Origin of the sequence: Hymenobacter jejuensis, from assembly GCF_006337165.1 — a bacterium.
GTDB classification, from domain to species: Bacteria; Bacteroidota; Bacteroidia; order Cytophagales; family Hymenobacteraceae; genus Hymenobacter; species Hymenobacter jejuensis.
The window spans coordinates 1,904,296-1,929,605 of the sequence record NZ_CP040896.1; the positions used below are offsets into that span (position 1 = coordinate 1,904,296).

At 54.7% G+C, this 25,310-nt stretch carries 24 protein-coding genes, 2 tRNA genes and 1 pseudogene; 7 read left to right on the plus strand and 20 right to left on the minus strand.

The window, feature by feature from the left end; genetic code table 11:
- Positions 1-123: 123 nt before the first annotated feature.
- The 7 genes and pseudogenes from FHG12_RS07705 to FHG12_RS07730 all read right to left on the minus strand — a co-directional run bounded on the left by FHG12_RS07705 (position 124) and on the right by FHG12_RS07730 (position 6,016).
- The gene (locus tag FHG12_RS07705; RefSeq protein ID WP_139515180.1) at positions 124-420 is read right to left on the minus strand and encodes a hypothetical protein; all 297 of its coding nucleotides are present in this window, start codon (positions 418-420) and stop codon (positions 124-126) included.
- A gap of 55 nt (positions 421-475) precedes the next feature.
- A complete protein-coding gene (locus FHG12_RS07710) occupies positions 476-1,252 on the minus strand; it encodes a DUF6371 domain-containing protein (protein ID WP_139515181.1) in 777 nt (258 codons plus the stop codon).
- Positions 1,253-1,402: 150 nt separating this feature from the next.
- Positions 1,403-1,534, minus strand: a pseudogene (locus FHG12_RS21405) (DUF6371 domain-containing protein); the annotation flags it as partial.
- Positions 1,535-1,661: 127 nt separating this feature from the next.
- Positions 1,662-3,197 (minus strand): DNA primase family protein, encoded by a 1,536-nt coding sequence (locus FHG12_RS07715; RefSeq protein ID WP_230471322.1) that lies wholly within the window; start codon positions 3,195-3,197, stop codon positions 1,662-1,664.
- A 4-nt stretch (positions 3,198-3,201) separates the two neighbouring features.
- Complete coding sequence (locus FHG12_RS07720) at positions 3,202-3,483, minus strand: helix-turn-helix domain-containing protein (RefSeq protein ID WP_165699334.1); 282 nt, start codon at positions 3,481-3,483, stop codon at positions 3,202-3,204.
- A 114-nt stretch (positions 3,484-3,597) separates the two neighbouring features.
- On the minus strand, positions 3,598-4,452 hold the full coding sequence (locus tag FHG12_RS07725) for a hypothetical protein (RefSeq protein WP_139515183.1): 855 nt from the start codon (positions 4,450-4,452) through the stop codon (positions 3,598-3,600).
- A 262-nt stretch (positions 4,453-4,714) separates the two neighbouring features.
- Entirely contained in the window at positions 4,715-6,016 is a 1,302-nt protein-coding gene (locus FHG12_RS07730) for a site-specific integrase (RefSeq protein ID WP_139515184.1), read from the minus strand.
- Between the two features lie 421 nt (positions 6,017-6,437).
- Between FHG12_RS07730 and FHG12_RS07735 the strand changes: the two genes are divergently transcribed.
- The 3 genes from FHG12_RS07735 (at position 6,438) to FHG12_RS07745 (ending at position 10,955) form a co-directional block, all read left to right on the plus strand.
- Positions 6,438-8,009, plus strand: a complete 1,572-nt coding sequence (locus FHG12_RS07735; protein ID WP_165699335.1) for an ArnT family glycosyltransferase — start codon at positions 6,438-6,440, stop codon at positions 8,007-8,009.
- A 70-nt stretch (positions 8,010-8,079) separates the two neighbouring features.
- Entirely contained in the window at positions 8,080-9,702 is a 1,623-nt protein-coding gene (locus FHG12_RS07740; RefSeq protein ID WP_139515186.1) for a hypothetical protein, read from the plus strand.
- A gap of 80 nt (positions 9,703-9,782) precedes the next feature.
- Complete coding sequence (locus FHG12_RS07745) at positions 9,783-10,955, plus strand: hypothetical protein (protein WP_139515187.1); 1,173 nt, start codon at positions 9,783-9,785, stop codon at positions 10,953-10,955.
- Here the strand turns inward: FHG12_RS07745 and coaE are convergent.
- The 8 genes from coaE to FHG12_RS07785 form a co-directional block, all read right to left on the minus strand.
- Positions 10,945-11,559, minus strand: a complete 615-nt coding sequence (gene coaE / locus FHG12_RS07750) for a dephospho-CoA kinase (RefSeq protein WP_139515188.1) — start codon at positions 11,557-11,559, stop codon at positions 10,945-10,947. The genes FHG12_RS07745 and coaE overlap by 11 nt on opposite strands.
- Positions 11,560-11,561: 2 nt before the next feature.
- Entirely contained in the window at positions 11,562-12,524 is a 963-nt protein-coding gene (locus tag FHG12_RS07755; RefSeq protein WP_139515189.1) for a YbbR-like domain-containing protein, read from the minus strand.
- Between the two features lie 17 nt (positions 12,525-12,541).
- Positions 12,542-12,862, minus strand: a complete 321-nt coding sequence (yajC, locus tag FHG12_RS07760; RefSeq protein WP_139515190.1) for a preprotein translocase subunit YajC — start codon at positions 12,860-12,862, stop codon at positions 12,542-12,544.
- Positions 12,863-12,956: 94 nt separating this feature from the next.
- Positions 12,957-13,487, minus strand: coding sequence for a DUF1573 domain-containing protein (locus tag FHG12_RS07765; RefSeq protein WP_139515191.1), 531 nt, complete (start codon positions 13,485-13,487; stop codon positions 12,957-12,959).
- A gap of 101 nt (positions 13,488-13,588) precedes the next feature.
- A complete protein-coding gene (locus FHG12_RS07770) occupies positions 13,589-14,596 on the minus strand; it encodes an isocitrate/isopropylmalate dehydrogenase family protein (RefSeq protein ID WP_139515192.1) in 1,008 nt (335 codons plus the stop codon).
- Between the two features lie 142 nt (positions 14,597-14,738).
- Positions 14,739-15,053: a YtxH domain-containing protein gene (locus FHG12_RS07775; protein ID WP_139515193.1), complete on the minus strand. Its 315-nt coding sequence runs from the start codon at positions 15,051-15,053 to the stop codon at positions 14,739-14,741.
- A gap of 88 nt (positions 15,054-15,141) precedes the next feature.
- On the minus strand, positions 15,142-16,326 hold the full coding sequence (gene nusB / locus FHG12_RS07780) for a transcription antitermination factor NusB (RefSeq protein ID WP_139515194.1): 1,185 nt from the start codon (positions 16,324-16,326) through the stop codon (positions 15,142-15,144).
- A 114-nt stretch (positions 16,327-16,440) separates the two neighbouring features.
- A complete protein-coding gene (locus FHG12_RS07785; protein ID WP_139515195.1) occupies positions 16,441-17,532 on the minus strand; it encodes a Glu/Leu/Phe/Val dehydrogenase dimerization domain-containing protein in 1,092 nt (363 codons plus the stop codon).
- Positions 17,533-17,726: 194 nt separating this feature from the next.
- On the opposite strand from FHG12_RS07785, the gene FHG12_RS07790 reads away from it, so the two are divergent.
- Positions 17,727-19,511 carry an ABC transporter ATP-binding protein gene (locus FHG12_RS07790; protein WP_139515196.1) on the plus strand — a complete coding sequence of 595 codons (1,785 nt, stop codon included), beginning with the start codon at positions 17,727-17,729 and terminating at the stop codon, positions 19,509-19,511.
- A gap of 107 nt (positions 19,512-19,618) precedes the next feature.
- Here FHG12_RS07790 and FHG12_RS07795 read toward each other — a convergent pair whose 3' ends face one another.
- A complete protein-coding gene (locus FHG12_RS07795) occupies positions 19,619-20,023 on the minus strand; it encodes a T9SS type A sorting domain-containing protein (protein WP_139515197.1) in 405 nt (134 codons plus the stop codon).
- A 263-nt stretch (positions 20,024-20,286) separates the two neighbouring features.
- Here FHG12_RS07795 and FHG12_RS07800 point away from each other — a divergent pair.
- From FHG12_RS07800 to FHG12_RS07810, 3 genes are all read left to right on the plus strand, one after another.
- A tRNA-Pro gene (locus tag FHG12_RS07800) sits at positions 20,287-20,360 on the plus strand.
- 98 nt (positions 20,361-20,458) lie between these two features.
- Positions 20,459-20,532: transfer RNA gene (locus FHG12_RS07805), tRNA-Pro, on the plus strand.
- A gap of 197 nt (positions 20,533-20,729) precedes the next feature.
- Positions 20,730-21,398: an outer membrane beta-barrel protein gene (locus tag FHG12_RS07810; RefSeq protein WP_139515198.1), complete on the plus strand. Its 669-nt coding sequence runs from the start codon at positions 20,730-20,732 to the stop codon at positions 21,396-21,398.
- 86 nt (positions 21,399-21,484) lie between these two features.
- Here FHG12_RS07810 and FHG12_RS07815 read toward each other — a convergent pair whose 3' ends face one another.
- From FHG12_RS07815 to FHG12_RS07830, 4 genes are all read right to left on the minus strand, one after another.
- Entirely contained in the window at positions 21,485-22,012 is a 528-nt protein-coding gene (locus FHG12_RS07815) for a hypothetical protein (protein WP_139515199.1), read from the minus strand.
- Positions 22,012-23,730, minus strand: coding sequence for an ABC transporter ATP-binding protein (locus FHG12_RS07820; protein WP_139517724.1), 1,719 nt, complete (start codon positions 23,728-23,730; stop codon positions 22,012-22,014). Before FHG12_RS07820 ends, FHG12_RS07815 begins: the two co-directional genes overlap by 1 nt.
- 150 nt (positions 23,731-23,880) lie before the next feature.
- Positions 23,881-24,672 carry a tRNA pseudouridine(38-40) synthase TruA gene (truA, locus tag FHG12_RS07825; protein ID WP_139515200.1) on the minus strand — a complete coding sequence of 264 codons (792 nt, stop codon included), beginning with the start codon at positions 24,670-24,672 and terminating at the stop codon, positions 23,881-23,883.
- A gap of 84 nt (positions 24,673-24,756) precedes the next feature.
- Positions 24,757-25,299 (minus strand): GNAT family N-acetyltransferase, encoded by a 543-nt coding sequence (locus FHG12_RS07830; RefSeq protein ID WP_139515201.1) that lies wholly within the window; start codon positions 25,297-25,299, stop codon positions 24,757-24,759.
- Positions 25,300-25,310 lie beyond the last annotated feature (11 nt).

Below are 25,310 nucleotides of genomic sequence, written 5' to 3' on the forward strand. Positions count from 1 at the left end.
TGCTTTGAAATTCACTTGGACGTCCTTATACCAAGATTTGTAACAGTATTTGTGAAGACGGGAGCAGAAATAGATCAACCGCCTCTGCCCTGCCCTATTTTTCACTAAGTAAGGGCACCTCACTTATTCCTCAATTGTAACATCATCTCTACCGCCAATAGTAACTACTACATCATAAAGGCCATTAAATTCTTCGTTTTGCGCAACGCGTTGCAATTTTGGAGTAAGGAACTCTGCCAACTTCGTATAGGCATCAAGGAATTCTTTGCCCTGAAGGCCCCGCAAATTCGCAAGTATCTCCTCAGCCGAGATGTTGGCTAGAACATCGTTGAGGACCTCGCGTACTTGCGCGGTCGCTACGTTAGCGGCACCTTGGGGCCGGCCCAGAGGGTTTCCGCTTATTCCGGGTTTGAAAGGCATATGATTGTTCTTTATTGTTCTTTACAATAGGGTGGCCCTTTCCTGCTAATTTTTCTCACTCGTCCCAATCCGGCGGGTAGCCTGGCCACTCGCCTAACAGCACATCAGCTGCGTCATAGCCGGCTTGCCGCTCGTCCTCAGTTACTATTTTTTCTAGCTCATCCGACACATCCACATTGAAACCCAGACCGCGCAATTCCAGTGCCTTCGTTTGCCACCTTTCATAAGCCCCCGCGTCTGGATACAGCACGATGCGACGTTTCCGTAGCGGTTCTAGTCGGCTAGGCGTCAGATATGAAATGCCCATTGTCGCCAGCCAAATGAATTCCGGCATGTAGACCGTTGTTACTATTGCAGTTTTGGCACTTTCTACCAAGGCTACGGGCTGTCCGGCGGGAGCATTGGTCAGCTGCGGCAGGCCAAACAAGCACGGGCTTTTTTCGCCGTACTCCTTATACTCTATTAGCCAACTGGGCAAGGGCTCTCCGCGCCGCTGATAGGCTTGGCTTAAGGCCGTGTGCACCCAGCCAGTATGGCGGCAAATGCTGCCGTCAGGTCGCTGATGTTTAAGAGTATGCCCCGTTTCATCGAATTGCACCACCTGACCGCCTCTCACCCGGCCTTGCTCGTCAATAAGCCAGAACACAGTGGCCCCCGGCCAGTAAGCACAAGTTCCAAGGCAGAACCGGTCCACCAATGCGTTGGCAGTGCCTACCCCGAAACGCTCCCGCAGCAGTTGGCCTAAGTTGTTGTCCTCGTAGCGTCGTAACGTGGCCGTGACTACCTCCAACGGAATACTCAACACGGGCTTCGGCGCGGGCGGCTTAGGCAAGCGTAGTGGCGGGGGCGATGCTATAGGCTGGCTCTGCTTCGCTTCCCGGCGTACCTGCTTCGCGTAGCTCAGACCTCCACTGGCCGGTCTAGTATAGGGATTAAGGTGATAGCCGCAGTTCGCTATCCGTTCGCATCGTCCATATGCATAGGGTAGCAGCTCGTTGGTTTCTGTGTCGACGTAGCGAGTAAAGCAGCCTGCTTTACCGCAGGAAGGACAGGAAACGTGTGATTTAAAGCCAGCGTAAGGCTGTAGCGTGTAACGATAAGATGAGAGAACCATAAAAAAAAGATGTTTTTAGCCTAGCACTTTTGACACCATTGACACCCATAGCCCAATAGATGTGCTAAGGGCGTCAGCGTAAAAGGTGTCAACGGTGTCGAAAGTGCTGGCCGGAAAAGAAGATATTTTATGCGGCCCTGCTTAAGTAGGAGGGCTGAGTCAGGAGTAGCACTCGGCCGGTTTTACGGCGCTCTTCGGCAATTCCTGCGGCGGCCATACGGGCCACAAACTTATGCCGAGACACGGGGAAGCGGTAGCCGAAGTCGGTACAGAACTGCCGATAGTTGCTGTACACTACCGCCGTGTGCTCATACAAGCGGGGGCTAGCTGTGTACTCGAACTCGTCAAGAAATAACTTCACGCTATCCGTTTGAAGCTTATACAAATCGAGTTGCTGCCGGGCGGCTTCGCAATCACTGAACCTTTGTTGAGCCTGTAGTCGCTTCAGGCCGTCTAATACCCAGTTAAATACGCCGGGCAGCTCTTCCTGAATAAGTTTTGTCGCTAAGGTTTTGTCCTGCTCCTCTTCAGGGATGGTGATGGGAAACGGCACGATCAAAAACCGCCGAAAGAAAGCAGGGGTTTGCTCAACTTCAGAAGGCAGCTCATTGCAGTTGAAAATCAACTTGGCGTAATCCGTTAAGATGAAAGGTTGCCCATACGGCAGCCGGGCTTCCACGGGTTCCCCTGAAACCAACTGTTTGAACGTGTCGGCTTCCAACCGGCCGTTTAATTCCGATGCATAGTTCACCAGCTTCGTTCCCAGGTGGGCGCGGGAGTAAGCTGGGTCGCCCGTAAGGGATTTAAGCGAATAATTGCTGATGTTCTCCGGGCCTAGGAGAGCGTTTACAACTTCGAAGAAGACCGATTTACCATTCGCACCCGTACCGTACAGCAGCAGGACTTTCTCCAGCTTTAATTGCGAGGGAGATGCGAATACATACCCTATGTATTCCGCCAGCAATTTCTGGCTAGCAACATCTGGAACAACGCGATTGAGAAACGACTGCCATTGGGGCGCGGTGGCTGCTGGGTCATAAGCAAAAGGCAACTGATGCGTTAAGAAATCCTCAGCCATCGGCAGGCGCAACTCCTGCGCTTTGGAGCCTACATCAAAGGTGCCGTTCAGCAGGTTGATCCTCACCACGGTGCGAGAGTTGGCTACGGGGACGGGCAGGTAAGCTGTGTCGAGGAACTGCTTATACAGCTGCTCGCTAAACCCATGATGCCGGGCAGTCATCCGAGGAACGCCCATCTGCTCCGCCGCTTTTTTAAGGAAGGCACGAAGCGTCGGTTCATCCAGCTGCTTCCAATAGGCCCCATTGTAAGAGTACAGAAACCCTTGTCGCTGGCAGAGGCCCCAGCTGTTGCGGAGGGCCAACTGTAGCAGTTCCTGCACGACCAGCACCACGTAATGCGCTGTGCGCAGTTTGTCTCTCTCAGCATCCAGCTCAGCTAAGGCACGGAAGTCTACAGGCTGCACCTGGCCCAATAAGTCCGCCAATACCTGCTCGTGCGTTACGGCGGCCGGCAGGGCAGCACGGCGCTTTGCGTCCGCCTGCAGCCGAGCCGTGAAAGTCTGAGGCGTGCCGGCATCCAATTGTGTATCTTTGGCTTGGCATCCCGCCATACCTAAAGATTTGGGGTCGTTGATCTGTTGCATCAGATTAACGACCCTTTTCTTGCCCGTTGCCGCGCTTACCGGCGGCGATCCAGGCCAGCAGATCGGCCCGGTTGAAGTACAGCTTATTTCCACGCTTAGCATGGGGAATGGCGCGCTCGGATACCAGCGAGTAGATGCGCGCTTTGCTGAGGCGAGTTACCGCTTGAGCCAACTCAAGTCCGCCTAGCTCTTCGGGTGGCTCTGGCGCATTACCATGCAGCGCTCGTTGTACCAACTCCTCAATGCTGTCCAGCCGGGAATTGATGATTTCAAAAGGGTTGCTCATACTTACCATCGTTTTGGTTTAGGATGGCAAGGTGATCAATGCTTATGAGTACTAGTTACCTAATAGGTAATTCAGGTAATTCAGGTAACATATTCATACATAGCTTATTAATTACTATCGATTACGCTTATCCTTTTCATATTTCTCCAGTTCCTTCTTTACGCCTTTAAAAACAATTATCTGAGTTTTCGAAAATTCCTCTGGTTGAAAGAAATCTTTGTTCCTTTTTAAAGTTTCAACTATAGAATTTAAACTACGCCCGCTGAATTGAGAAGCGATCGCCCAACGGTCAATTTCGGGTGGGCTTCCAACTAAATAATCGCCCACCGTGAGTGCGCGGAATGCCGCCGCCCACTCGCCCGGCTGATTATAAATTGAACCAATATTCAGGGATTTAAATATTTCTCGTACTTCATCGATACTGATATTTCTTAATACGGCTGCTTTAGCTTGGCGCCCCTTATGATTTGTCGCTGGCACAGGGGCTGCTGCCGGGCTGGGGCCCTGAGTAGGCTGTTCCCCTTCATGAAACTTATTCCACGCCAATCTGAAAAGGTCTATTGTCGCCCATAAATGGCCGAGGTAGTGCCATGCCTGCACATCGGTACCACTAAATATGGAAGAAAGCCTGCCTACTTTAAATTGCTTGATGCGGGTAATGAGATTGTCTTTTTGCCATTCGGGAACACGCGACTGCCAACCTACCCCGTATGCGGTTAGGTTGTGCCTTCCTTGCTCTGCGGTATCTAATCCGGTTTGGTGCTTCAGTCGAAGACTAACGAAGCGCAGTTCTTTTGCCCAGTAATGGCGCTCATCATTAACTAGGGCAATTTCCTTCTCATGGATGCGCACTTCGGCATCATATCGCTGTTTTCTACTTCTTTTAATTTCCTGATAGCCAGACCTCCTGTTTTTATTCTGCGCAGGTGTGTACCAACACGTTGAAAACTTCTTGGCAAAAGCTTCCATATCCAGATTGAGAAGTAATTGCCAAATGGGCATTACCTCTTTCTCGTAATCTGCTATCGCCCGGTAGTGTTCCTTCTCAACCGCCTCCATTGCTCTTTCCTAATAGCCTCGAAACTGATTAAACCACTATGCGCAATCGGACAGCCTGCTCATTTGCATCAGCTGTACCAGAGAGGTAGTATGGTCGGTACTGTTTCTGCTTCCTGCTGTTAACAGTGGAAAGTCCAGATCGCCAATCACAACCAGCTAAATATTAGCCCCTTCAGAGCAAGTGCTCGAAAGCGGAATCCACCGTAGTGGAAGCGAAGGAATCTAAATACACAGCGGTGACTGCTTCCGACTTGTGGCCCATCGCTTCACTGATCACGGCCGTTGCAATGCCTTCTCGTTTCAGGTGCGTAGCAAATGAGTGCCGCGCGACGTAAGTAGTCAGAGGGGAGGCAATGCCGGCTAGTGCGCCCAGTATTTTGAGATCCTGATTGACCTGCCCGAGAACTTTGTGCAATCTGTCTTGAATTTGCACGGGTGTTGAGTGTTTCGCGGCAGTAAGTACAGGAAACAGATAGCCGTCCGGACCGGTGTAAGTAAAAGGACGATAGGCAATTAGAATTGCCGCCGCCGGTGGCAGAAGGCGCAACGTGAACCTACCACCCGTTTTTTGGCGGATATAAGTAAGACGGGATACCTCGGCATCTAGGACCACGTTGCGCCAGCGAAGTTGACCCAAGTCCACGAAGTTGATGCCCCCGCAGTAGAACGAAAACAGAAAGACGTCCTTGGCTAAGCGGAGCCGCTCTGTAGCAGGCTCAATCATCTCCAACCGGCGGATATCCTCCCGGCTGATCGCCCGCTTTGTAGTGCTTACGTTAAATTTGCCCACGTTAAATTTATGGTGCTCCGCCACGTTGCGCGCAAAGGGATAGTGCTCCGGCTTGGCAACGCCATTGGCAATGGCTTTGTTCAGCACAGCCCGCAGCGTGCGGAAGCGCTGGGACAGGGTAATTTCCTCTACGCCGCTCGTGCGCAGGGCTCTCTCCCAATCGTTGCAGAAGGCCACTGTCATGCGGTCGAAGGCTAGGTCTTGGGAATCGTATTCTTTCTGCACATACTTGGCTAGCTGGTTGCGCAGGTCGCGGTACACGCTGGCGTTGCCAAGCTTCCGAGTTTCCATCATTGCCGCGACTAGTTCGTCAATGTAGGCCAGCAGTTTTATCCGCCGCGTCGCCTTCCGTTTTTCGATGGCCTTACTGGCCACCGCCCGGACATCGTGTACTTCGTCCGCCTCGGCCAGCTGTCCGGCCGCTGTCGCATACTTCTTTTCCCAATCCCGTAGATCCTCAATCAGCTTCTCACGGGCCAGATCGGGATAGCTGCGGCGCACTTCCTGCTTTTTCTCGTTCCAGTAATTAGGATGCAACGAGAGCCCAGTTGCAATGTATTTGCGTTTCCGGTCTTTGGTTATGCGTACGAGAAAAGGATGGCTACCATCAGCTAAAGTTTTGCTAGTAAAGTACACCACCTTTACACTCGCCTTTCCTTCTTTGTGCTCAGTTGTTTTGCTCATAGCGGCAAACCGCGTTGGTTTACACGTCGGTTTACACAAACCTAATAAAAAGCACAGTAACAACAACAACCAATGACAATTTAAGTACCTGTTTATCAGCAAATTATTATGATAAAATGATACTAACGACAACCGACAAGTACGGCTAAATTGGTGCATTACAAGCAGAGGGTCGTAGGTTCGAACCCTACATCTCCCACCAAAAGGACAGTCGGAAACGGCTGTCTTTTTTTCGTTTTAGCCGCTCAGTAATGCGGCTTGCACTCAGAATATGGGAACCGGCCTAAGGATTTGGCTTGGTGGCAAAGGCTCGGCATTACCGTGATCTTGCCCTACCTTTCGCGGACCATTGTTTTCATTTATTAAGCCTTTTTGTTGCTTGATGCCAACGGCTTCCGCTTCTGCCCAACCTTTGCGCCGTGTGGGAGTACCGCTCTTTTTTGGCTTGCTGTTGCTATTGGGAGTATGGGTGTACCGCGACTATGGGGTTTCTTGGGATGAGGCCAACAATCATCTCAATGGGCTAGTCGGCCTGAAATATGTGGCGCAGGTTTTGGTGCCCAAGCTGGCTGCGCGCGAAGCGCTCAATCGCCCTTGGATTCCGGATATCCGGCAGTTTCCGGACAGCGACCACGGCGCGGCTTTCGAAATGGCCGTTTCGGTATTAGGTTACTTATTTACCGACGGCGATTCCCGATCATTTTATCTCCTGCGCCATCTGTCTGTGTTTCTGATGTTTGTGATGGGCGTCTGGGCGCTCTACCAACTGGGGAAACTGCGCTTTCAGGATTGGCGATTGGGTCTGCTTGGAGCGAGCCTGCTGGTAGTATCGCCGCGGATGTTTGCCGAAGCTTTTTACAATGGCAAAGACATCGTGTACATGTCGTTGTTCCTGCTGGCGATCTATACCCTTGCCCGCCTGCTGCAACGTCCAACCTTGATGCGAGCGCTGGTTCACGGCGTGGCTACTGCCGCAGCCATTGACACCCGCGTACAAGGGTTACAGTTGATTATCATCACGTTCGCGATGCTGGCGTTGGAGGCTCGCTTCACCAAGCAACCCGTCAAGCTCTCTGGCTGCGTGTTGGTTTACCTAGTGGCTACGGTAGTTTTTGTGGTGATGGGATGGCCCTATTTGTGGGCTACTTCTGTTCCCGACCTGCTCACGGCCATTCCTAAAATGGGAGTGTACCCGTGGCCGATGACCAATCTGTACTTCGGGCACTTGATTCCGGCCAGTCGTGTGCCTTGGCATTACACGCTCGTCTGGATTTTCATTACCACACCGCTGCCATACAGCTTCGCCGCCGCAATAGGATTTGGCTCTTGGCTGAAGGAGGCTGTACGTACACGGCTCAACACCCTACATACATTCAGTGGCCGCCTCGATTTCTTGATAGTGCTTTGGCTATTGGCACCTATTACGTTTACAATCGTCTTCAAATCAGCGCTTTATGATGGATGGCGCCACCTCTATTTTGTCTATCCGGCCTTGTTGCTGCTGGCTATTCGAGGCTTGCTGAGTATTGGGAGAGTTGCCAAGCGCTACGGCCAGTGGCGCCGCTTGGCTCTTGGCACGCTCGTCCTGGCCGGCTCGGAAGTAGTGCACACGGCGGTGTGCATGGTGCAGATGCATCCGCACGAAAACGCCTACTTCAGCTTTTTGCCGGGCTCTGTTGCTGAACGCCTTTTCGAACGCGATTACTGGGGCTTGTCGTATAGGCAAGGGCTAGAATGGGTGCTCGCCAACGACCCCGCACCGCAAGTGCCAATCAGCGTACCGTGGTACATCACGTATTACAATAACTCCCTGATACTAACGCCCGAACAGCGGGCACGCCTGCTCTATTCGCACCGCGATTCGGCGCATTTCCGCTATTTCATCACGGCGTATCGCTGGCACCCGCAAAGCTACGGCGATAGTGTGGGGCACGAAGTACACGCCATCAGGGTAGGCGGCGTTAAAATATTGTCCGTATTCAAAAAGAATTAACTAATTGATTTACAATATATTACATAATCTCCATTCTATTAGGTGACTCTCTAACCAGTATACCCCGTTAATGCGCCGACGCTTTGTTTTTTCCCCGCCGCCCCAGCGCTTCGTTAGTCTGTTCTTTGGACTGCTGTTGCTGCTGGGCGTGTCGCTCTACCGCGACTACGGCGTTTCCTGGGATGAGCCCGTCGACCACCTCAATGGGTTGGTGAGCGCCCGCTACGTGGCTCACCGCCTGGCACCTAAGTGGGCCGAACGCCAAGCGGTGCTGGAGCGGGCGCCGGATTTTGAGAATTACCACGACAACGACCACGGCGTGCTGTTTGAGCTGCCGTTAGCATTCTGGGACCAGCTACGGCCTTCTTCCGACCTGCGCGCCTTTTACCAGCTGCGCCATCTGTGCATTTTCCTGACGTGCCTAGCCGGCACCTGGGCGCTCTTTCGCCTGGCGCGCATCCGGTTTCGGGATTGGCGGCTGGGCTTGCTGACGGCGGGTTTGCTGGTGCTCTCGCCGCGTATGTTCGCCGAATCGTTTTACAACGCCAAGGACCTTGTCTTTCTGTCGGTTTTTACCGTGGCCATGTACACCTTGGCACGGCTGATGCAGCGCCCCGGCCTGTGGCGCGCCTTGCTGCACGGCGTAGCCACGGCGATGGCCCTCGACATGCGGGTGCTGGGCATTTTGGTCGTTGGCCTGACGGTGGGCATGCTATCGCTGGAAGTCCTTTTTGCTCCTTCTCCTAAGCGTGCGGGTTTACGGATGGCAGGGTATGTTGCAGCTTATCTATCTGCTACAGTGGTCGTCACGATCATAGGTTGGCCGTATCTTTGGGAGGCACCCGTTGCCCATTTTTTGCTGGCTTATCAGCATCTGAGTCATTACCCGTGGCTGGGTGAAGTGTGGTACCTCGGGGCGCCGGTGTATGCGCTCAACCTGCCTTGGCACTACGCACCCGTCTGGATTGTAGTGACCACGCCGGTGCCGTACGTGCTGGCTTTCTGCCTCGGGATGCTTGTTTGGCTGTATACCATTGTGCGTAGCCGGCTGGCAGTGCTAGCCACTCTGGAGGGCCGCCTCGACCTGCTGTTCGCAGCTTGGTTCGGACTTCCACTGCTCATGGTAATTCTCTTGAAATCAGTATTATATGATGGCTGGCGGCATCTGTATTTTGTCTACCCAGCGTTGCTGCTGATTGCGGTGCGCGGTGGGCAAGCCTTGTGGCAGATCGCACGCTTACGCGCCCGCAGCCGGCAGGTGGTGTTGTTTCTGGGCCTGATTGCCAGCTTTGAAGTTGCCCACACGGCAGTGCGCATGATCCGGATGCACCCTAATCAGCAGGTTTATTTTAGCTTCCTGTCGGCCGGGCAGGCTGGCCGACTTTTTGAGCGCGATTACTGGGGTCTTTCGTATCGGCAAGGAGTAGAGTATTTGCTGAAACGCCACCCCACCGGCCGGATTCCCGTGGATAGCCCGCATCCGCTGCTACTCACCAATAACACGTTGCTGCTGAACCCAATAGATCGCGAGCGCTTTCAATTTACCGACTCGGCGCCCAACCGGTATTTCTTAGCCGACTACCGGATGCACCCCGGACCGTACCCCGACAGCGTGGGGCGGGAAGTGTATTCGGTGGCACCGGAAGGCCTCAAGATCTTGTCGGTTTTTCAGCGGCAGCCCAGGCGGCCATGACCGAAAGAAATCCATTCGGGCTCATCCTTTGTTGCAAAGCGTCGTACGTTTCTCCTTTTATTTCTCTTTAGCCGACCCCAATGCCCTTGCTCGAAGTTACAGATGCCCTGCGGGCGCGTCAGTTCCGCGACGTAGCCGCTCGCCTCTACCAAGGTTACTCGTATTACATCGCGCCGCTCGACGATGAAATTGAAGCGGTATTTGATCCGAAGCGCAATCCTAACTTCGACAACGGCGAAGCCATCCGCTGGATTCTGACCGATGAGAACGGCGTAGTACAAGGTCGGGTCGCGGCGTTCATCAACCATGCCACGCCCCAAGCCGATAGTACGCTGCCAACGGGCGGCATGGGCTTTTTTGAATGCATTGATAATCAGGAAGTTGCTAATCAACTATTTGATGCTTGCAAACAATGGCTAGCGGCGCGGGGCATGGCCGCCATGGACGGGCCGATCAACTTTGGGGAGCGCGACCGTTTTTGGGGGTTGCTGGTTTCGGGCTTTACCGAGCCTAACTACGGCATGTTCTACCACCCCGCTTATTACCAGCAACTCTTTGAAAACCATGGCTTTAAGGTATATTTCAAGCAGTACACTTACCATCGCCGCGTGGCCGAGCCGCTGCACCCCAGCTTTCATCGTACGGCCGAACGCTTTGCCCGAGAGTTGCCGGCTTACCGTTTCGCGCACGCCACCCTCCGCGACCCCGAACAGCTAGCCCGCGATTTTTTCCACGTTTATAACTTGGCTTGGGCCAACCACTCCGGCGTGAACCCCATGACGCTGGACAAAGCTCGCAAGCTGGTAGAGCAGATGCGCCCGGTTATGGACCCGCGCCTACTCTGGTTTGCCTATCATAACGATGAGCCGGTGGCGTTTTTTGTGAGCCTGCCCGAGCTAAACCAGATTTTCAAGCACGTTGGACGCCGGCTGAACTTGTGGGGCAAGCTGCGGTTTCTGTGGGAAAAGCGCCGGTTTGAGCGTCGTCAGCCGCGCAAAATGTTTGGCGTGATCTTCGGCGTTGTGCCTGAGCATCAGGGCAAAGGCGTAGAATCGGCCATGTTGGTGCATGCCCAGCAGGCGTTTATGGATATCGGCTACACCGACATCGAAATGAACTGGATCGGCGATTTCAACCCGCGCATGATGGCCGTGACACGCTCGATCGGCGCGCGTATTTACAAAACGCACATCACGTATCGTAAGCTATTCGACGAAAACCGGCCGTTCGAGCGCTGCCCTATTATCCGGTAGGCAGCGTCTGGTGGCTCAGCAGTTCGTGGTGGAGCTTCAACACCTGCGGAATCAGCAAGTGCTGATCATCGTTATACAGCACGTAATCAGCACGTTGCATCTTCTCCTCCTCGCTCATCTGCTTGCCCACAATGTTGAGAACATCGTCGGGAGTGCGGTGCGGATCGCGGTGCAGTACGCGGGTTTGCCGCACCGCCAGCGGCGCAAATACCGTAATGATCTTGTCGAGCTGCCGATAGGCGCCCGACTCATAAAGCAGCGCGGCTTCTTTCAAGACGTACGCGTGGCCGGCTTGTTGTTGCACGGTGGCCCACTGCTCAAAATCGCGGCCAACATGCGGATGCACCAACGCATTCAGCACTGCTAATTGCGCCGGATCGGTGAAGGCCATGCGGGCCAGATACGTGCGGTTGAGCTGGCCGTGGGCGTCGAACGTTTCGGAACCAAAGGCCATCTGCAATTCAGTGCGCAGCGATAAATCATTCGCCATCAGCCACTTGGCCTGATAATCGGAATCGTATACGGGCACGCCCAATAACTTAAACAGTCGGCACACTACACTTTTGCCCGAGCCGATTCCTCCGGTTATTCCAACGCGCAGCATACTCAATGGCTTCTAAAAACCCGCACGCGGGGCGTAAGCACTCGCACACCCCGGGCCAAGGTAGGTGCCTCCGACAACACGGGTTGCAACACCGAATCGGGGCCGACGAGCTGGCCAAAATGCAGAATCACATGCAGTTGGCTGAGTTCGATGCGAGCCGTATCCTCGGGGAAACTCTGAATTTGCACCCGCACCAGCGCCGGCCGCAAGCGAAAAGCCTGATCTTTGGGAAAGTCACGCAACTCAGGCGTTACCTGCACCGAACGCGTGATCAGGGGGCGCGGCTGTAGGCGAATGCGCACATCCTGCACGTTGGTCTGAACCAGCTCGGGGCCGCCAATGGGCACCCGAATTTCGCCGCTACTGCTACCTGCTGGCGCCTGCGGCAAATGCACCGGATATGGATTGGCCAGCTTGCTTACCGTGGCCTCAGGCCCCCGAAAAATAATGGTGGCTGGCACAAAACGCGCTGCATAGGGCAAGGCGGAGCCATCCGAGGCCGGACTGAGTGTGAGCGGCAACCGGCGCGATACCAAGCGATCAAACTGCACCCACAGCGTATCGGTCACGACGTAGTTGAACTGCAGCCCTTCCATGGCCGTTTGCAGGGCCGGCCGCAACGACTGCCCCGTGATGTAACGGGTGGCGGGCAACCGCGCCAAGCGCACTTCGGCTGGGCGCACATCCAGCGACAGGTTTTTGCGCAAGAGCTTCCAGCCCCGGCCCGTGACATTGACCGCCACTTCTCCCGGCAGCGACTGCACCGGAATGTAGCGGGATTCATCGTAACGCCACGCCAACGGATAGGTGATGCGCGTGGTGTAGGTCTTGTTCAGGGCGTTGAGCAGCCAGAACGTAGAAGCCGCTAGAAAACAGGCCGTTACCGCTCGCCAATAGCTGCCCTCCTGCCCGTAGAACGGGCTGGAAAACCAGCGAACCAGACGAACAGCACGAGTAAGCGGCAAGGCAACGGTTTTAAAAGTTAGGCGTTAGGCGCTGGGGCAGACGATTTTGAGGCGACTTCGCGGGCAATGGCCGTACGGTCGAACTTGAGGCGAGTGCCCCGATCAACTTCCACTATCACTGTTTCTTCGTTGACTTCCACCACTTTGCCGTGTAAGCCGCCAATCGTTACAACGGTAGCCCCTTTGGTAAGTGCCTCGCGGAATTTTTTGGCTTCGGAAGCCCGTTTCTGCTGGGGCCGAATCATGAAGAAATACACCACTAGGCCAATGGCAATAGGAAACAACAGCGAAGTATATCCTTCGCCGGCCGGCGCTTGCAGCAGGAGTGAAAGAAGCATTCTACAGGAAAGTTAGAGTGAGGGTAAGCTTAAAAAGGCCCTAGTTACAACCATTTGACAATCAATCAGTTGCAACTAGAGCCTTTCGGTAAGCTTATTTGGTAGCAGCAGCGGCAGCACCCGTCTCGGGCAGGATGTTGGCGCGAATGGCAATCTGGGTGATGCTGGGCTGAGTATTGGCCCGGATAGCTACCTGCTTGTTTTGCAGGCCGCTCTTGCCGTGGCTATCAAACTGCACCTCGATGGTGCCTTTGTTGCCGGGCGCGATGGGTTCTTTGGTCCAGTTAGGCGTGGTGCAGCCGCACGAAGCCGTCGCATTTTCGATGAGCAGCGGCTGCTTGCCGGTGTTGGTGAAGTTGAACGTGTGCTTGACCACGTCGCCGGGCTTAATGTCGCCGAAGTTGTACTCCGTCTCGGCAAAGCTCATAACCGGGGCGTTGGGGTTGGGCGCTTCGGTTTCGCTGGCCACATTGGGGTTGTCCACGGTGGGGTTGGCGGCGTCGGCGGCGTTGGTGGCCGCGGCGTTCATGCCTTCGGCTCCTACTTCAGCGGTTTTGTTGTTGTTGCAAGCGCCAAACAGCAGGGCACTGGACAGGAAAAGAGCAGAGAAAAGAGTGCGTTTCATGTAGTTATGTCGAAAGCCGAACGGCGGCTACCTGAATATAAAGTTAAAATTAAAAAGCCAGTGCCCCGCCTTAAAAGTAGGCGGGGCACTGGCTTTCGTCCTTAGTTTTTCGCTAGGTTATCGATGATGGCTTGCGCAAACTCGCTGGTCGAAGCCGAGCCGCCCAAATCGCCGGTGCACTTCTCTTTGTTCTTCAGCGTGGCTTCCAGTGCTTTCTCAATGCGGTCGGCGTACTGGTGCTCCCCGATGTGGTGCAGCATCATCAGAGCCGAGCGGAGCAATGCGGTCGGATTGGCTTTACCCTGACCCGCAATGTCTGGCGCAGAGCCGTGTACGGCCTCAAAAATGGCCATGTTGTCGCCAATGTTGGCCCCGGCTACCACACCCAAGCCACCTACCAAACCGGCGCAAAGATCGGAGAGCAAGTCACCAAACAGGTTGGTGGTCACGATCACATCAAACTGCTCGGGCTTGCCCACGAGCTGCATGCACATGTTGTCGATGATTTTGTCTTCGAACACGATCTGGGGAAACTCGTTGGCAGCTTCTCGGCAGGCGTTAAGCATCACAGTACCAGCCATTTTGATGATGTTGGCTTTGTGGGCCAACGTCACTTTTTTGCGGCCGTGCTTGGCGGCGTAAGCAAAGGCTGCGCGGCAGATTTTGCGAGAGCCGGCTACCGTCACGCGCGCGATTGCATCGGCAATACCCAGGCGCTCATCCCATACTTCCAGCCCCGAGTACAAGCCTTCGGTGTTTTCGCGGAACAGCACCAGATCAATGCCCTCGTAGCGCGTTTTGATGCCTTCGGTAGTTTTGGAAGGCCGCACGTTTTGGTAGAGGTCGTATTTCTGACGCAGCGTGACGTTGATCGAGCGAAAACCCTTGCCCACTGGCGTCGTGATAGGGCCTTTCAGGGCCACCCGGTTCTTTTCCAGCGAGTCCAACAGTGCCTGCGGAATCAGTTCGCCCGATTGGTCGAAGGTGGTTTGGCCGGCGTTCTGTTCTTCCCACTGTACGGGCACTTGGGCCGCGGCGAAAATATCCGTGACAGCCTTCGTGATTTCGGGGCCGATGCCATCGCCAGGGATCAGGGTAATGAGATGCATGGTATGTAATGTACTGATTTTAAGCTACTTATCTAAGCCACTAAACGTCTGTCATCCTGAGCTTAAGCGCAGGAACTTTACACGAGTGCTAAACACTACCAATAAAGATCCTGCACTTAGGCTCAGGATGACAGACGAAGGATTATAGCGCCGTTTTGCGCGAGTTGATTTGGTTGATGAGCTGATCAACGTCGCCAAGCAGCTGTTCGGCTTTGCTTTTGGCGTCCTGAATCACCCGTTGGCCTTCCGACTTGGCCGACGAAGGGCCCGAATCGGTGCGGCTGGTGACGAGGTTTTCAGTTAAGTCAGCGAGGATTTCGCGGTAGCGCTCAAGCTTGTAGCTGAGCCAGCTCCGGGTTTCGCGACCTTTTTCGGGGGCGTAAAGAAGCGCGACGGCAGCTCCGGTGAGGGCGCCGCCCGCGAAGCACAGAATGCCGGTAGTGGTTTTGCTACCCATAAATCGGAAAACGTGGCGTGGTGGGAAAATAGGAAAGGAAAGAATCTAAACTGTAGACGAAGTGAAGCCCCGGCGGGTTGTCGGGGGCTTACTGGTTGTCCAGCAGCCCGCGGCCCGACTTGCGGATGGCACCGCTGGCAGTCAAGTCTTGGGCCAATTTATCCAGAATACCGTTCACAAATTGCTTGCTCTTCGGTGTGCTGTACAACTTGCTGATTTCGATGTACTCGTTGATGGTCACTTTGACGGGAATGCTGCGGAATAGGTGCATTTCGCACAACGCCATCTTCAAGATAATCTTGTCGATGAGGGCCACGCGCTCCACGTCCCAGTTCTGCACCGAGCCTTCGATAAGCTTTTCGTATTGCTCGTCGGCCTGCAAGGTTTCCTTATAGAGTGTTTCGGCAAACTCCTTGTCGTCCTGCCAATTAGCCGACAACGACATCAGTTCCATGTTCTCGTCGGCCTGCTCGTCAAGCATTTTCAACGTCTTGACAACCAAGTTTTTAACCACCGAGCGGTTTTCTTCCCAGTTCAGGTCGTCTTCTTCGATGCGGTCGGGCAGGCTTTCGCCTTTGAACACAAACTCCTTAAACAGGTGCTTCAGAATCTCTTGGTCCTCGGCGTAGTTGCCGGCCGGGGCCGCGAGGTAACTCTGAAACTCGGCATCGGCCTTAATCTCCGAACGCCAGGCTTTGCGCAGGGCCTCCATCTCCTCTTCACCGTTCCATTTCAACGAACGACGAATGGTGAGATCCTGCAACTGCTTGTTGCTGAGCAACTTCTGCAAGGCAGCATTCTGTTCGAAGCGCGTCGTGTCGAGGGGTGCTTCGGTCGCGGGCGTGAAACGACGAGCCAACCGATCTTTCTCCTCCTCAATCACCCGCAACAAGGCTTCGGGCAAGTTGAGCAGATGAATGTACTGATCGTGAATGCTTTCGGCGCCGTGCACCATCTGCCCCGCGAAGAAAGTGGCGTCTTTGGCCTTCTGCTTCTGGTAGTACTTAATGGCATCTTCCACGGCGTCGTTTACGTCGGAGTCGTCGGTTTTTTCCGACTCGGCGCCGGTTTTATGCCACTCTTTGAAGATTACCTCGGCCATTTTGCGCTGTCCCTGCAACGTGCGCCGATCCTGTGGTTCGGGCGAGGTGAGGTCAGGCGCAAAAGCCTCCGCAATGCGGTCATTGGCCAACATAAAATCAGAGCCTACTGCCTGATGATAGGCGTAAAGGGCCTGCATGACCTTGATGCGAAGCGTGCGACGGTTTAACATGGGTTGGATTAAGGGCTTAGAGACTCGGAGGCTCAGAAGCTTAGGCCTTGATCAGCCAGTGAAGAAATGGCTAGTTCAGATTTCTAAGGTTCCGAGGCCCTAAGCCCCTAAAGTTTAATAGGTTGATTTGACTTTACCGATGGCCGCAATGCGCTCCTCGGCCTGCCGGATGGCAGCTTTTTGCGGGTGACTTCCCTCCTGCTCGGCTTTGTTGAGCACTTGCAGAGTGAAATCGTAAATTTTTTCAGTTTGGTTCAGTGCGGCCTGCCGGCTGGTGCCCACGACTTCCGAATACACGTTGATCAGACCGCCTGCATTGATCAGGAAATCAGGAGCGTATACGATGCCGCGGTCGACCAAGGCTGGGCCGTGAATGTCTTCGTTTTTGAGCTGGTTGTTGGCCGAGCCAGCAATCACGCGGCATTTCAAACGGCTGAGGGTATCGTCGTTGATGGTAGCTCCCAGCGCGCACGGCGAGTAGATGTCCATGTCCTGATCGTAGATCTCGTCGATGTCCACGGCGATGGCCTTGTATTTGGCCGCCATTTCCAGTTTCCGATCTTCGTAATAGTCGGTCAGGATAATTTTAGCGCCTTCCTTCGCGAGGTGCTCCAGCAGATAACCGCCCACATGGCCTACGCCCTGCACGGCAATGCGCTTGCCGGCGAGGCTATCCGAGCCAAACGCTTTTTTGGCGGCGGCTTTCATGCCCATGTAAGTGCCGTAAGCCGTTACGGGCGACGGGTCACCCGAGCCGCCCATGGATTCGGGCAGACCCGCTACGTGCTTGGTTTCCATGTGGATATACTCCATATCCTTGGTCGTCATCCCTACGTCTTCGGCCGTGATGTACTTGCCGTTGAGGTTTTGTACGAAGCGCCCAAACTTGCGGAGCAGGGCTTCGTTTTTCTGCGTTTTGGCGTCACCGATGATGACGGCTTTGCCACCGCCCAGGTTCAAACCCGAAATAGCGGCCTTATACGACATGCCACGCGAGAGGCGCAACACATCGTTCAGGGCTTCGGCGTCGGAGGCGTACTGCCACATGCGCGTACCGCCCAAAGCGGGCCCAAGTACCGTGTTGTGGATGCCAATAATGGCCCGCAAACCGGTTTCGTGATCGTGGCAAAAAACCACTTGTTCGTGCTGATGCTCGGCAATCTGACCGAAGACCGACGTATCGGTCAACTCTTGGATTTCAATCATTCGGGTGGGAGAAAAGGGTGGGTGGGGGGGGGTTGTTGTATCTTTGTGGAAGGGAGTGCGTAGCTCCTCCAATCCGGGTGCAAAAGTACCTGTTTTTTCCTTACGCCTACGGCATCCCGTAGCTTTTGCCTACTGCTGAGCCACCCGAATCGCCCGGCGTTTGCCCATCCCACAACTGCCCAATCCGTCTTTCTGTGCGCGCTTTAGCTTCTACCAATAAATACATCTACCGCTACAAATGGCACTTCCTTGGCGGGGTGTTGTTCGTGGCCCTGAGCACGCTGCTGGCCATCTTTCCGGCCCAGATCGTACGCTATGCCTTCGACCTGGTAAGCGAAGGCATTGACCTGTACCACCTCTACGCCGGCACCCAGGCACAAAGCTTTGTGTATGAGCTATTTGGCCGCAACATCTTGCTGTATGGCCTGCTGATTGTGACGATGGCTTTGCTGCGGGGTATTTTCCTGTTCTTCATGCGTCAGACGCTCATCGTGATGTCGAGGCACATTGAGAACGATCAGAAAAACGAGATTTTCCAGCATTATCAATCCCTGCCGCTGAGCTTCTATCGCCGCCACAGCACCGGCGATCTGATGTCGCGCATCTCCGAAGACGTAGGGCGCGTGCGCATGTATTTCGGGCCGGCCATCATGTACTTCCTGCAGCTGGTGGTGCTGTTCGTGCTGATCGTGCCGTTGATGCTGATGGTCAACGTAAAACTGAGCATCTATACGTTGCTGCCGCTCCCGATTCTGTCGGTGAGCATCTACTACGTCAACAACCTGATCGAGCGCAAATCCGACGAAATCCAGCGCTCGCTCTCCGACATGACGACGTTTGTGCAGGAAGCGTTTTCGGGCATTCGGGTGCTCAAGTCGTTTGTGCGCGAACAGGATTCGCACCAGCAGTTCACCGTGGCATCGGACAACTACCGGGAGAAGTCGCTGAGCCTGAACTTCGTCAATTCGCTGTTTTTCCCCTTGATCCTGTTCTTGGTGGGCTTGAGCACCATCATCACGGTTTGGATTGGTGGTCAAGAAGTTATCCGCGGCACCATCACCACGGGCAGCATTGCCGAGTTCCTGATTTACGTCAACCTGCTTACGTGGCCCGTTACGGCCTTGGGCTGGACCAGCAGCTTGGTGCAACGAGCCGAAGCGTCGCAGGCTCGCATCAACGAATTCCTCAACCAAAAAACGAATATCATTTCGCAGAAGAACGTCGAGCGCGAAATCCAGGGCGACATCGTCTTCGATCGCGTTTCGTTTACCTACCCCGACACCGGCATTCAGGCCCTGAAGGACGTGTCGTTCCGCATTCGGCCGGGCAACACGCTGGCTATCATTGGCAACACGGGTTCGGGCAAGAGCACCGTCGCGGCTCTGTTGTGCCGCCTCTACGACGTCACGGCGGGCGATATTCGGGTCGATGGCGTGGACGTGCGCGACTATGCGCTGGAGTCGCTGCGCGAGCAGATCGGCTACGTGCCGCAAGATGTTTTTCTGTTCTCCGACAGCATCCGCAACAACATCAACTTTGGGTTGGATAACCCGACCGAAGAACGCATGCTCCAGGCTGCCAAAGACGCCAATGTGTACGAGAACATCATTCGCTTCCCGGAAGGCTTCGATACCAAGCTCGGCGAGCGTGGCATTACGCTGTCGGGCGGGCAGAAGCAGCGCGTGAGCATCGCGCGGGCGCTGGTCAAAGAGCCCAAGATCCTGATTCTGGACGACTCCCTTTCGGCCGTGGACACCAACACCGAAAACGCCATCCTCAACAGCCTGCAGCGCATCATGACCAACCGCACCAGCCTGATTATCTCGCACCGGGTTAGCTCCGTAAAGCTTGCCGACCACATTCTGGTGCTCGACGATGGCACCATCGTGCAGCACGGCACCCACGAGGAGCTGATGGAACAGGAAGACGGCCTCTACCGCGCACTCTACGAGCGGCAGCTCCAGAGCGAGGAAGCATAGCCGCAAGGCTCTCTACAAATATTTAATAATCAATTAGTTATCTAAATGCAAAGCCCGTTTTCCCAACGTTGGGAAAACGGGCTTTGCATTTGAGTAAAACTTGTGGCTTACTGTCCTAGCAGAATGCGGCGCATACCCCGGCGCTCACCGGAAGAACAATGCACAATGTAAGAACCTGATGGCAAAGCACTTACGTCAAGCACGGCAACCTGATCGCCCACAATGAGATCGCGGGTAAGCACTGGGTGCCCTTCAGCATCGTTGACTTCCACGCGGGTTGGGCCGGTAGCGTCGGTGTGCACCGTGAGGCGCTTCGTGACGGGGTTGGTTTCCAGCCGCACCTTCAAGGCATCCGAAGAAGGCGTGGCCTGCTCCATTTTGTCCGTGATCAGTGCGGGCGGGGCAGCCTTGGGGGAGGTAGTATTAGCAGCTACGGGCTGCGTCTGGGCCTGCGCTGGCCGCACCCAGCAGGTCGCGGCAAAAAGGCAAAGTAGAAGAGTAACTGTTTTCATACGCGGCCCTAACGAAAAAGTGAATATTCCGGTATCTGGTAAAAGTAAAAATTTGACACCACTCTTTTGCAAAGAGTTTGGATTTTCTGCTTTAGCAAACTCATTGCCAAGCTTTAGCCAGCGCAAATTGCTACGCCAGCAGCACTGCTACAGCGTCGCTCAGATGATAAAAAAACAGGATTGCCTATCACAGATTCAATTTTTATCTCCTTTGACCTTGCGCCGATGCCGTACTATCTACTACATTTGCAACTCAATTCTCTCGGGGTGTAGCGTAGCCTGGTATCGCGCCAGCATGGGGTGCTGGAGGTCGTAGGTTCGAATCCTGCCACTCCGACTGAAGAGTTTTTGCTCGAAAAGCCTCTGGACTTCGGTTCGGAGGCTTTTTTCGGCAGAAAAATTTAATTTTCGTGGTGCTCCGGCAGCACCACTCCTCGGGGTGTAGCGCAGCCCGGTAGCGCGCGTCGTTCGGGACGACGAGGCCGTAGGTTCGAATCCTGCCACCCCGACTGAAAGCATTTACTTTCTTCTCAAAAGCCCACGGAACTTCGGTTCCGTGGGCTTTTCTACTTTTCAGCAATACTGGCTTGGTGCTGACAGCGAAATAGTTAGGTGTTTGGCTGCATTTGAATTTGGAGATGCGTGCTGCCAAGGGGAAAGGGAGGAGCTACATTCGCGCTTTCCATTATTCTTTTCTACCCGTTTTATGAAAAAACTTATTCTGAGTGCGTTGGTACTTGGCTTCTCGGCGCTGGGTGTGCAGGCCCAAATTGCGGCCAGCACTACCCTGCTCGGCGGCAACGCGGGGTATTCGAGCCAAACCCAAAAGAGCGAATTCGCCAATAGCCCTTCCAGTGATCCCGATAACAAGTACCAGCAGTATGAGTTGGCACCGACGTTTGGCTATTTCATTGCCGATAACCTCGCTGTAGGAGTCAGCTTTGGGCTGGCCGGCACTCAACAGAAGCAAAAAAACTACAACGGTAATTTCTCCTACACCAACGAAACGAAAATGCGGTACTTGTCCGTGGGGCCGCTGCTTCGGTATTATAAGTTTGTGGGCGAAAAGGCGGCTTTCTACGGTCAGCTCGGCGCGGGCTACATCAACAATTACTCGGTACAGAAATCCTCTACCAATTATGCGGGCGACAATATTGCTCGTTCGCAGGGATATTACAGCCAACTATTACCGGGCTTTGTGTTCTTCCCAACCGATAAGTTTGGCTTGGAATTGACCATGCGGGGCTTCTCCTACAATCACCTAGAGCAAAAGCTCGACGACAAAAGCGACGATAAATACGTCAACAACGGCCTGGATTTTGGCTTCGGCTTGCGTGATCTGCGGTTGGGTGCTTTCTTCTACCTCGGCCGCTAATCTTAAGTAAGCAATCCTATTCTACAGAAAAGCCGATCCGGAATAATTCGGATCGGCTTTTACATAAATATCACATTATCAAATAGTTATATACCAACAACAGCTATCACTTCGTTGGCACCCGTGTCGGGAAAGCGTTCGAGGTACACTTGCAACAGCTTCAGGTTGTGGCGTTTGGCGTACTCTTTCACGCCTTCGTAAAGTTTGCCCGGCGCCACCATGTAGCTGGCCTCAATGCGCGCCCGAACGACTTGCTGCTGGGTGAAGAAAGTCGTGTAATGAAAGCCCGCTGGCAGCTTCTGCGAAGTTGTGTCTGCTACCACGAGGCCAATAAAGGCTTTCAGGGAGTCGCTGGCGGCGTCGGGGTCGTTGTAGTAAATGTTGCCCAGATCGCCGTGCAGCTGGCCGCTGGATTTGATTTGTTGCGCCTGCCGAAACATCGGACCAAACCCGGGGCTATCGGCTCGGCCTTTGAAGTGCTGACCAGCCAGATAGATGGGCTGCGGTACAGTAGTCAACGCCACTTCGGGTTGTTTGAAGCCCCCCAGGTACGCATAAACAGAGGCGCCGCCCACGAAGACGACCAAAAACAAGATCAATAACCAACGATTCATTATTCAGCGGGGGTGTTCAGCGCGTCTTTGTACTGCATTTGATAAAGCTGGGCGTAGAAGCCGCCGTGGCGCAACAGCTCCTCGTGGTTGCCGGATTCCTTGATTTCGCCCCGGTCGAGCACGATGATGCGGTCGGCTTTCTGGATGGTGCTCAGCCGGTGCGCAATCACGAGCGACGTGCGGCCCTGCATCAGCTTTTCGATGGCTTCTTGGATTAGCTCTTCCGTTTCGCTGTCGACCGACGAGGTGGCTTCATCCAGGATGATGATGCGCGGTTGATATACCATCGCCCGCACAAATGAAATCAACTGCCGCTGCCCAACGGAAAGCGTCGCACCGCGTTCCATTACCTTGTAGTTCAAGCCATTAGGCAAACGCTCAATGAATCGGCGGGCGCCTACCAGTTCGGCGGCTTCCCAGATTTGGGCCTCGGTGATGTCTTTGTTGCCCAGCGTGATGTTGTCGGCGATGGTGCCCGCAAACAGAAACACGTCCTGCAACACTACCCCGATATGCCGGCGCAAGTGCTTTAGGTCGAACTCCCGCAAGTCGTGCCCGTCCACGCGAATGGTGCCCTTATTGATTTCGTAGAACCGGCTGAGCAGGTTGATGATCGACGTTTTGCCCGCGCCGGTTGCGCCCACAAAGGCGACGGTTTGCCCGGCCTGCACCTCAAAGCTGATGTCTTTGAGCACGTATTCCTCGTCGTTGTAAGCAAACCACACGTGCTCAAACTGCACATCGCCGCGCAGGTGATCGGGGGCATATGTGCCGTTGTCGGCGATAAGCTCCTTGCTATCAAGAAGTTTCAACAACCGCTCGGTGCTGACCAGCCCCAGTTGCAACGTATTGAACCGGTCGGCAATTTGGCGTATTGGCCTGAAAAACAGACCATTATACATAATAAAGGCAATTAACGCGCCTTTGGAAATAGTCCCTTCGATTTGGCCCTGCGCAGCGTACCACACCAGCAGGCCCACACCCATAGCCGCCAGCACTTCGGCCACCGGAAAATAGATCGAATAATAGAGCACCGAGCGAATGTTGGCGCGGGTGTGCTCCTGATTGATGGCCCGAAACTTTTTGAACTCGCGTTCTTCGTTGTTGAAGATCTGCACCACGTTCATGCCCGTAAGGTGCTCTTGCACAAAGGAATTGAGGCTGGCGACGGCCGTCCGTACCTCTTGAAACGACTTCTTGACCTTCTCTTTAAACACGTAGGTGCTGATGAGCAGCGGCGGCACCACGGCCAAGCTTACCAACGTCAGGCGCCAGTCAATCCAGAACATGAAGCCGACGATGAACACCAATTGCAAAATGTCGCCGACCATAGCCGCCAAGCCTTCGCTAAACACATCCGACAGCGTTTCCACGTCGGAAATGTTGCGGGTCACGAGTACGCCGATGGGTGTACGGTCGAAGAACTTAAGGCGCAGGTCGAGGATGTGACGGTAGAGATCCACGCGGATGTCGCGCACGATGTATTGACCCAGCCAGCCGCCATAATATGTTTGCAGATAGCTGACGATGGTGTGCGCGATTAGCAACACGACCAGCAGCCCAAACATTTTGTTAACGCCCTGTACGTCACCCTGTTCGATGCTTACATCGACCATTTTCTGAATCAGAAAGGGGCGCAACGTACCAAGGGCCGCGGTGGCAATGGTGAGAAAAATCAGGGAATAAAAGACTTTTCGGTAGGGCCGCACATAGTTCATGAGCCGGCTGAGCACCTGCCAGTCGAAGATGTTGCCAGTTTTGGTGGCGGTGGTTGCCTGCTCCAAGTGGGTGGGATTTGTAGAACGCTTACGAAAATCAGTAACCAACGCGGGACCCGCAAGGTTGCACTACTTGCCGCGGCGACAGAATCAGCGGTTGGCAAAGTACGGCATTCCCGACGGCAAGACGGCTGTGGCCACTAGCTCGGCCGGGTACTCCACGCGGGTCAGGAACAAGCCTTGGGCGGGCGCTGCCCCACTCGCTTCTACCCTACTTTGCGCGGCTAGTATTTCGCCAAACGCCGCCGGCGTCAACCGGCCACGGCCTACGCTCAGCAGCGTACCAACCACCAACCGCACCATGCCCCGCACAAACCGATTGGCCCGAATGCGAAACACCAAACCGCCGGGCACCGGGTGCCAGGCCGCCTCATACACTACGCATACGTAGTGCTTTTCGGCACCCTTCACCTTGGAAAAACTAGTAAAGTCGCGCGAGCCCAGCAGCAAAGCGGCGGCCGTATTCATAGCCGCCAAGTCGGGAGCGCGATCGAGGTAGAGGGCGTGCCGGCTGCTGAAGGGGTCGGGCACAAGGCGCACGTGGTATTCGTAGGTGCGGGCTTCGGCATCAAAGCGAGCATTGGCTTTGGGCGGCACTGGATGTAGCGCGTAGCCGGCAATGTCGCGGGGCAAGGCGCGGTTTAGGCGGTACAGCGTAGTGGCCTCATCGAGGTTGGCGGGCATTTCGGCTTCAAAATGCGCCACCTGGTGGCTGGCATGCACCCCCGTATCGGTGCGGCCGCTGCCCAGCGTGAAAACCGGCTGGCGCAGCACCTGCGACAGCCGCCGATTCAGTTCTTCCTGCACCGTAACGGCGTTGGGCTGGGTTTGCCAACCGTGGTAATCCGTGCCATCGTAAGCCAAGTGAAGAAAGTAGCGCACTGCAAGTATTGCTGAAGTATGCAAGTAGAACGAGCGCCAAAAGACTCGCCCGCACTCTCACACAACTATCTAATTATCAATTAATTACACAACAAGTGCATACAAAAGCCCGTCGAAGGTTTCGCCGTCTTTGGTCATACTTTTGCGCAGGCATCCTTCCAGTTCGTAGCCGGCTTTTTCGAGCACCCGCGCCGAAGCCGCATTGTGCGCGAACACCGTGGCGTACAGCCGGCAGATGTCGAAATGGCGGAACACGTAGTCGGACAATACTTGTACGGCCGCCGTACCGATGCCCCTTCCCCAGTAGCGACGCCCCAGCCAATAACCGATTTCGGCACTGCGGTAGTGCACGTCGCTCTTGAACATGATGCTGATGCTGCCTGCCGCCTCGCCGTCTACCTCGAAGGCCAAATGCACATCGCGGGAGTGCACATCCGACACAAAGTTGATGTACCACTCGGCGTCGCCCACCGAATAAGGATGCGGGAAGACGTCGCGCAGGTTTTGCCACACTCCGCGGTCGTTGGCCTGCTCGGCTAGCACCGTAGCATCAGCCGCGCACCACGGACGCAACCGAGCTCCGGGGACGGGCAAATCCAACGTCGGACGGAGCAGGTTTTCGGCCATAATGCGCGGCT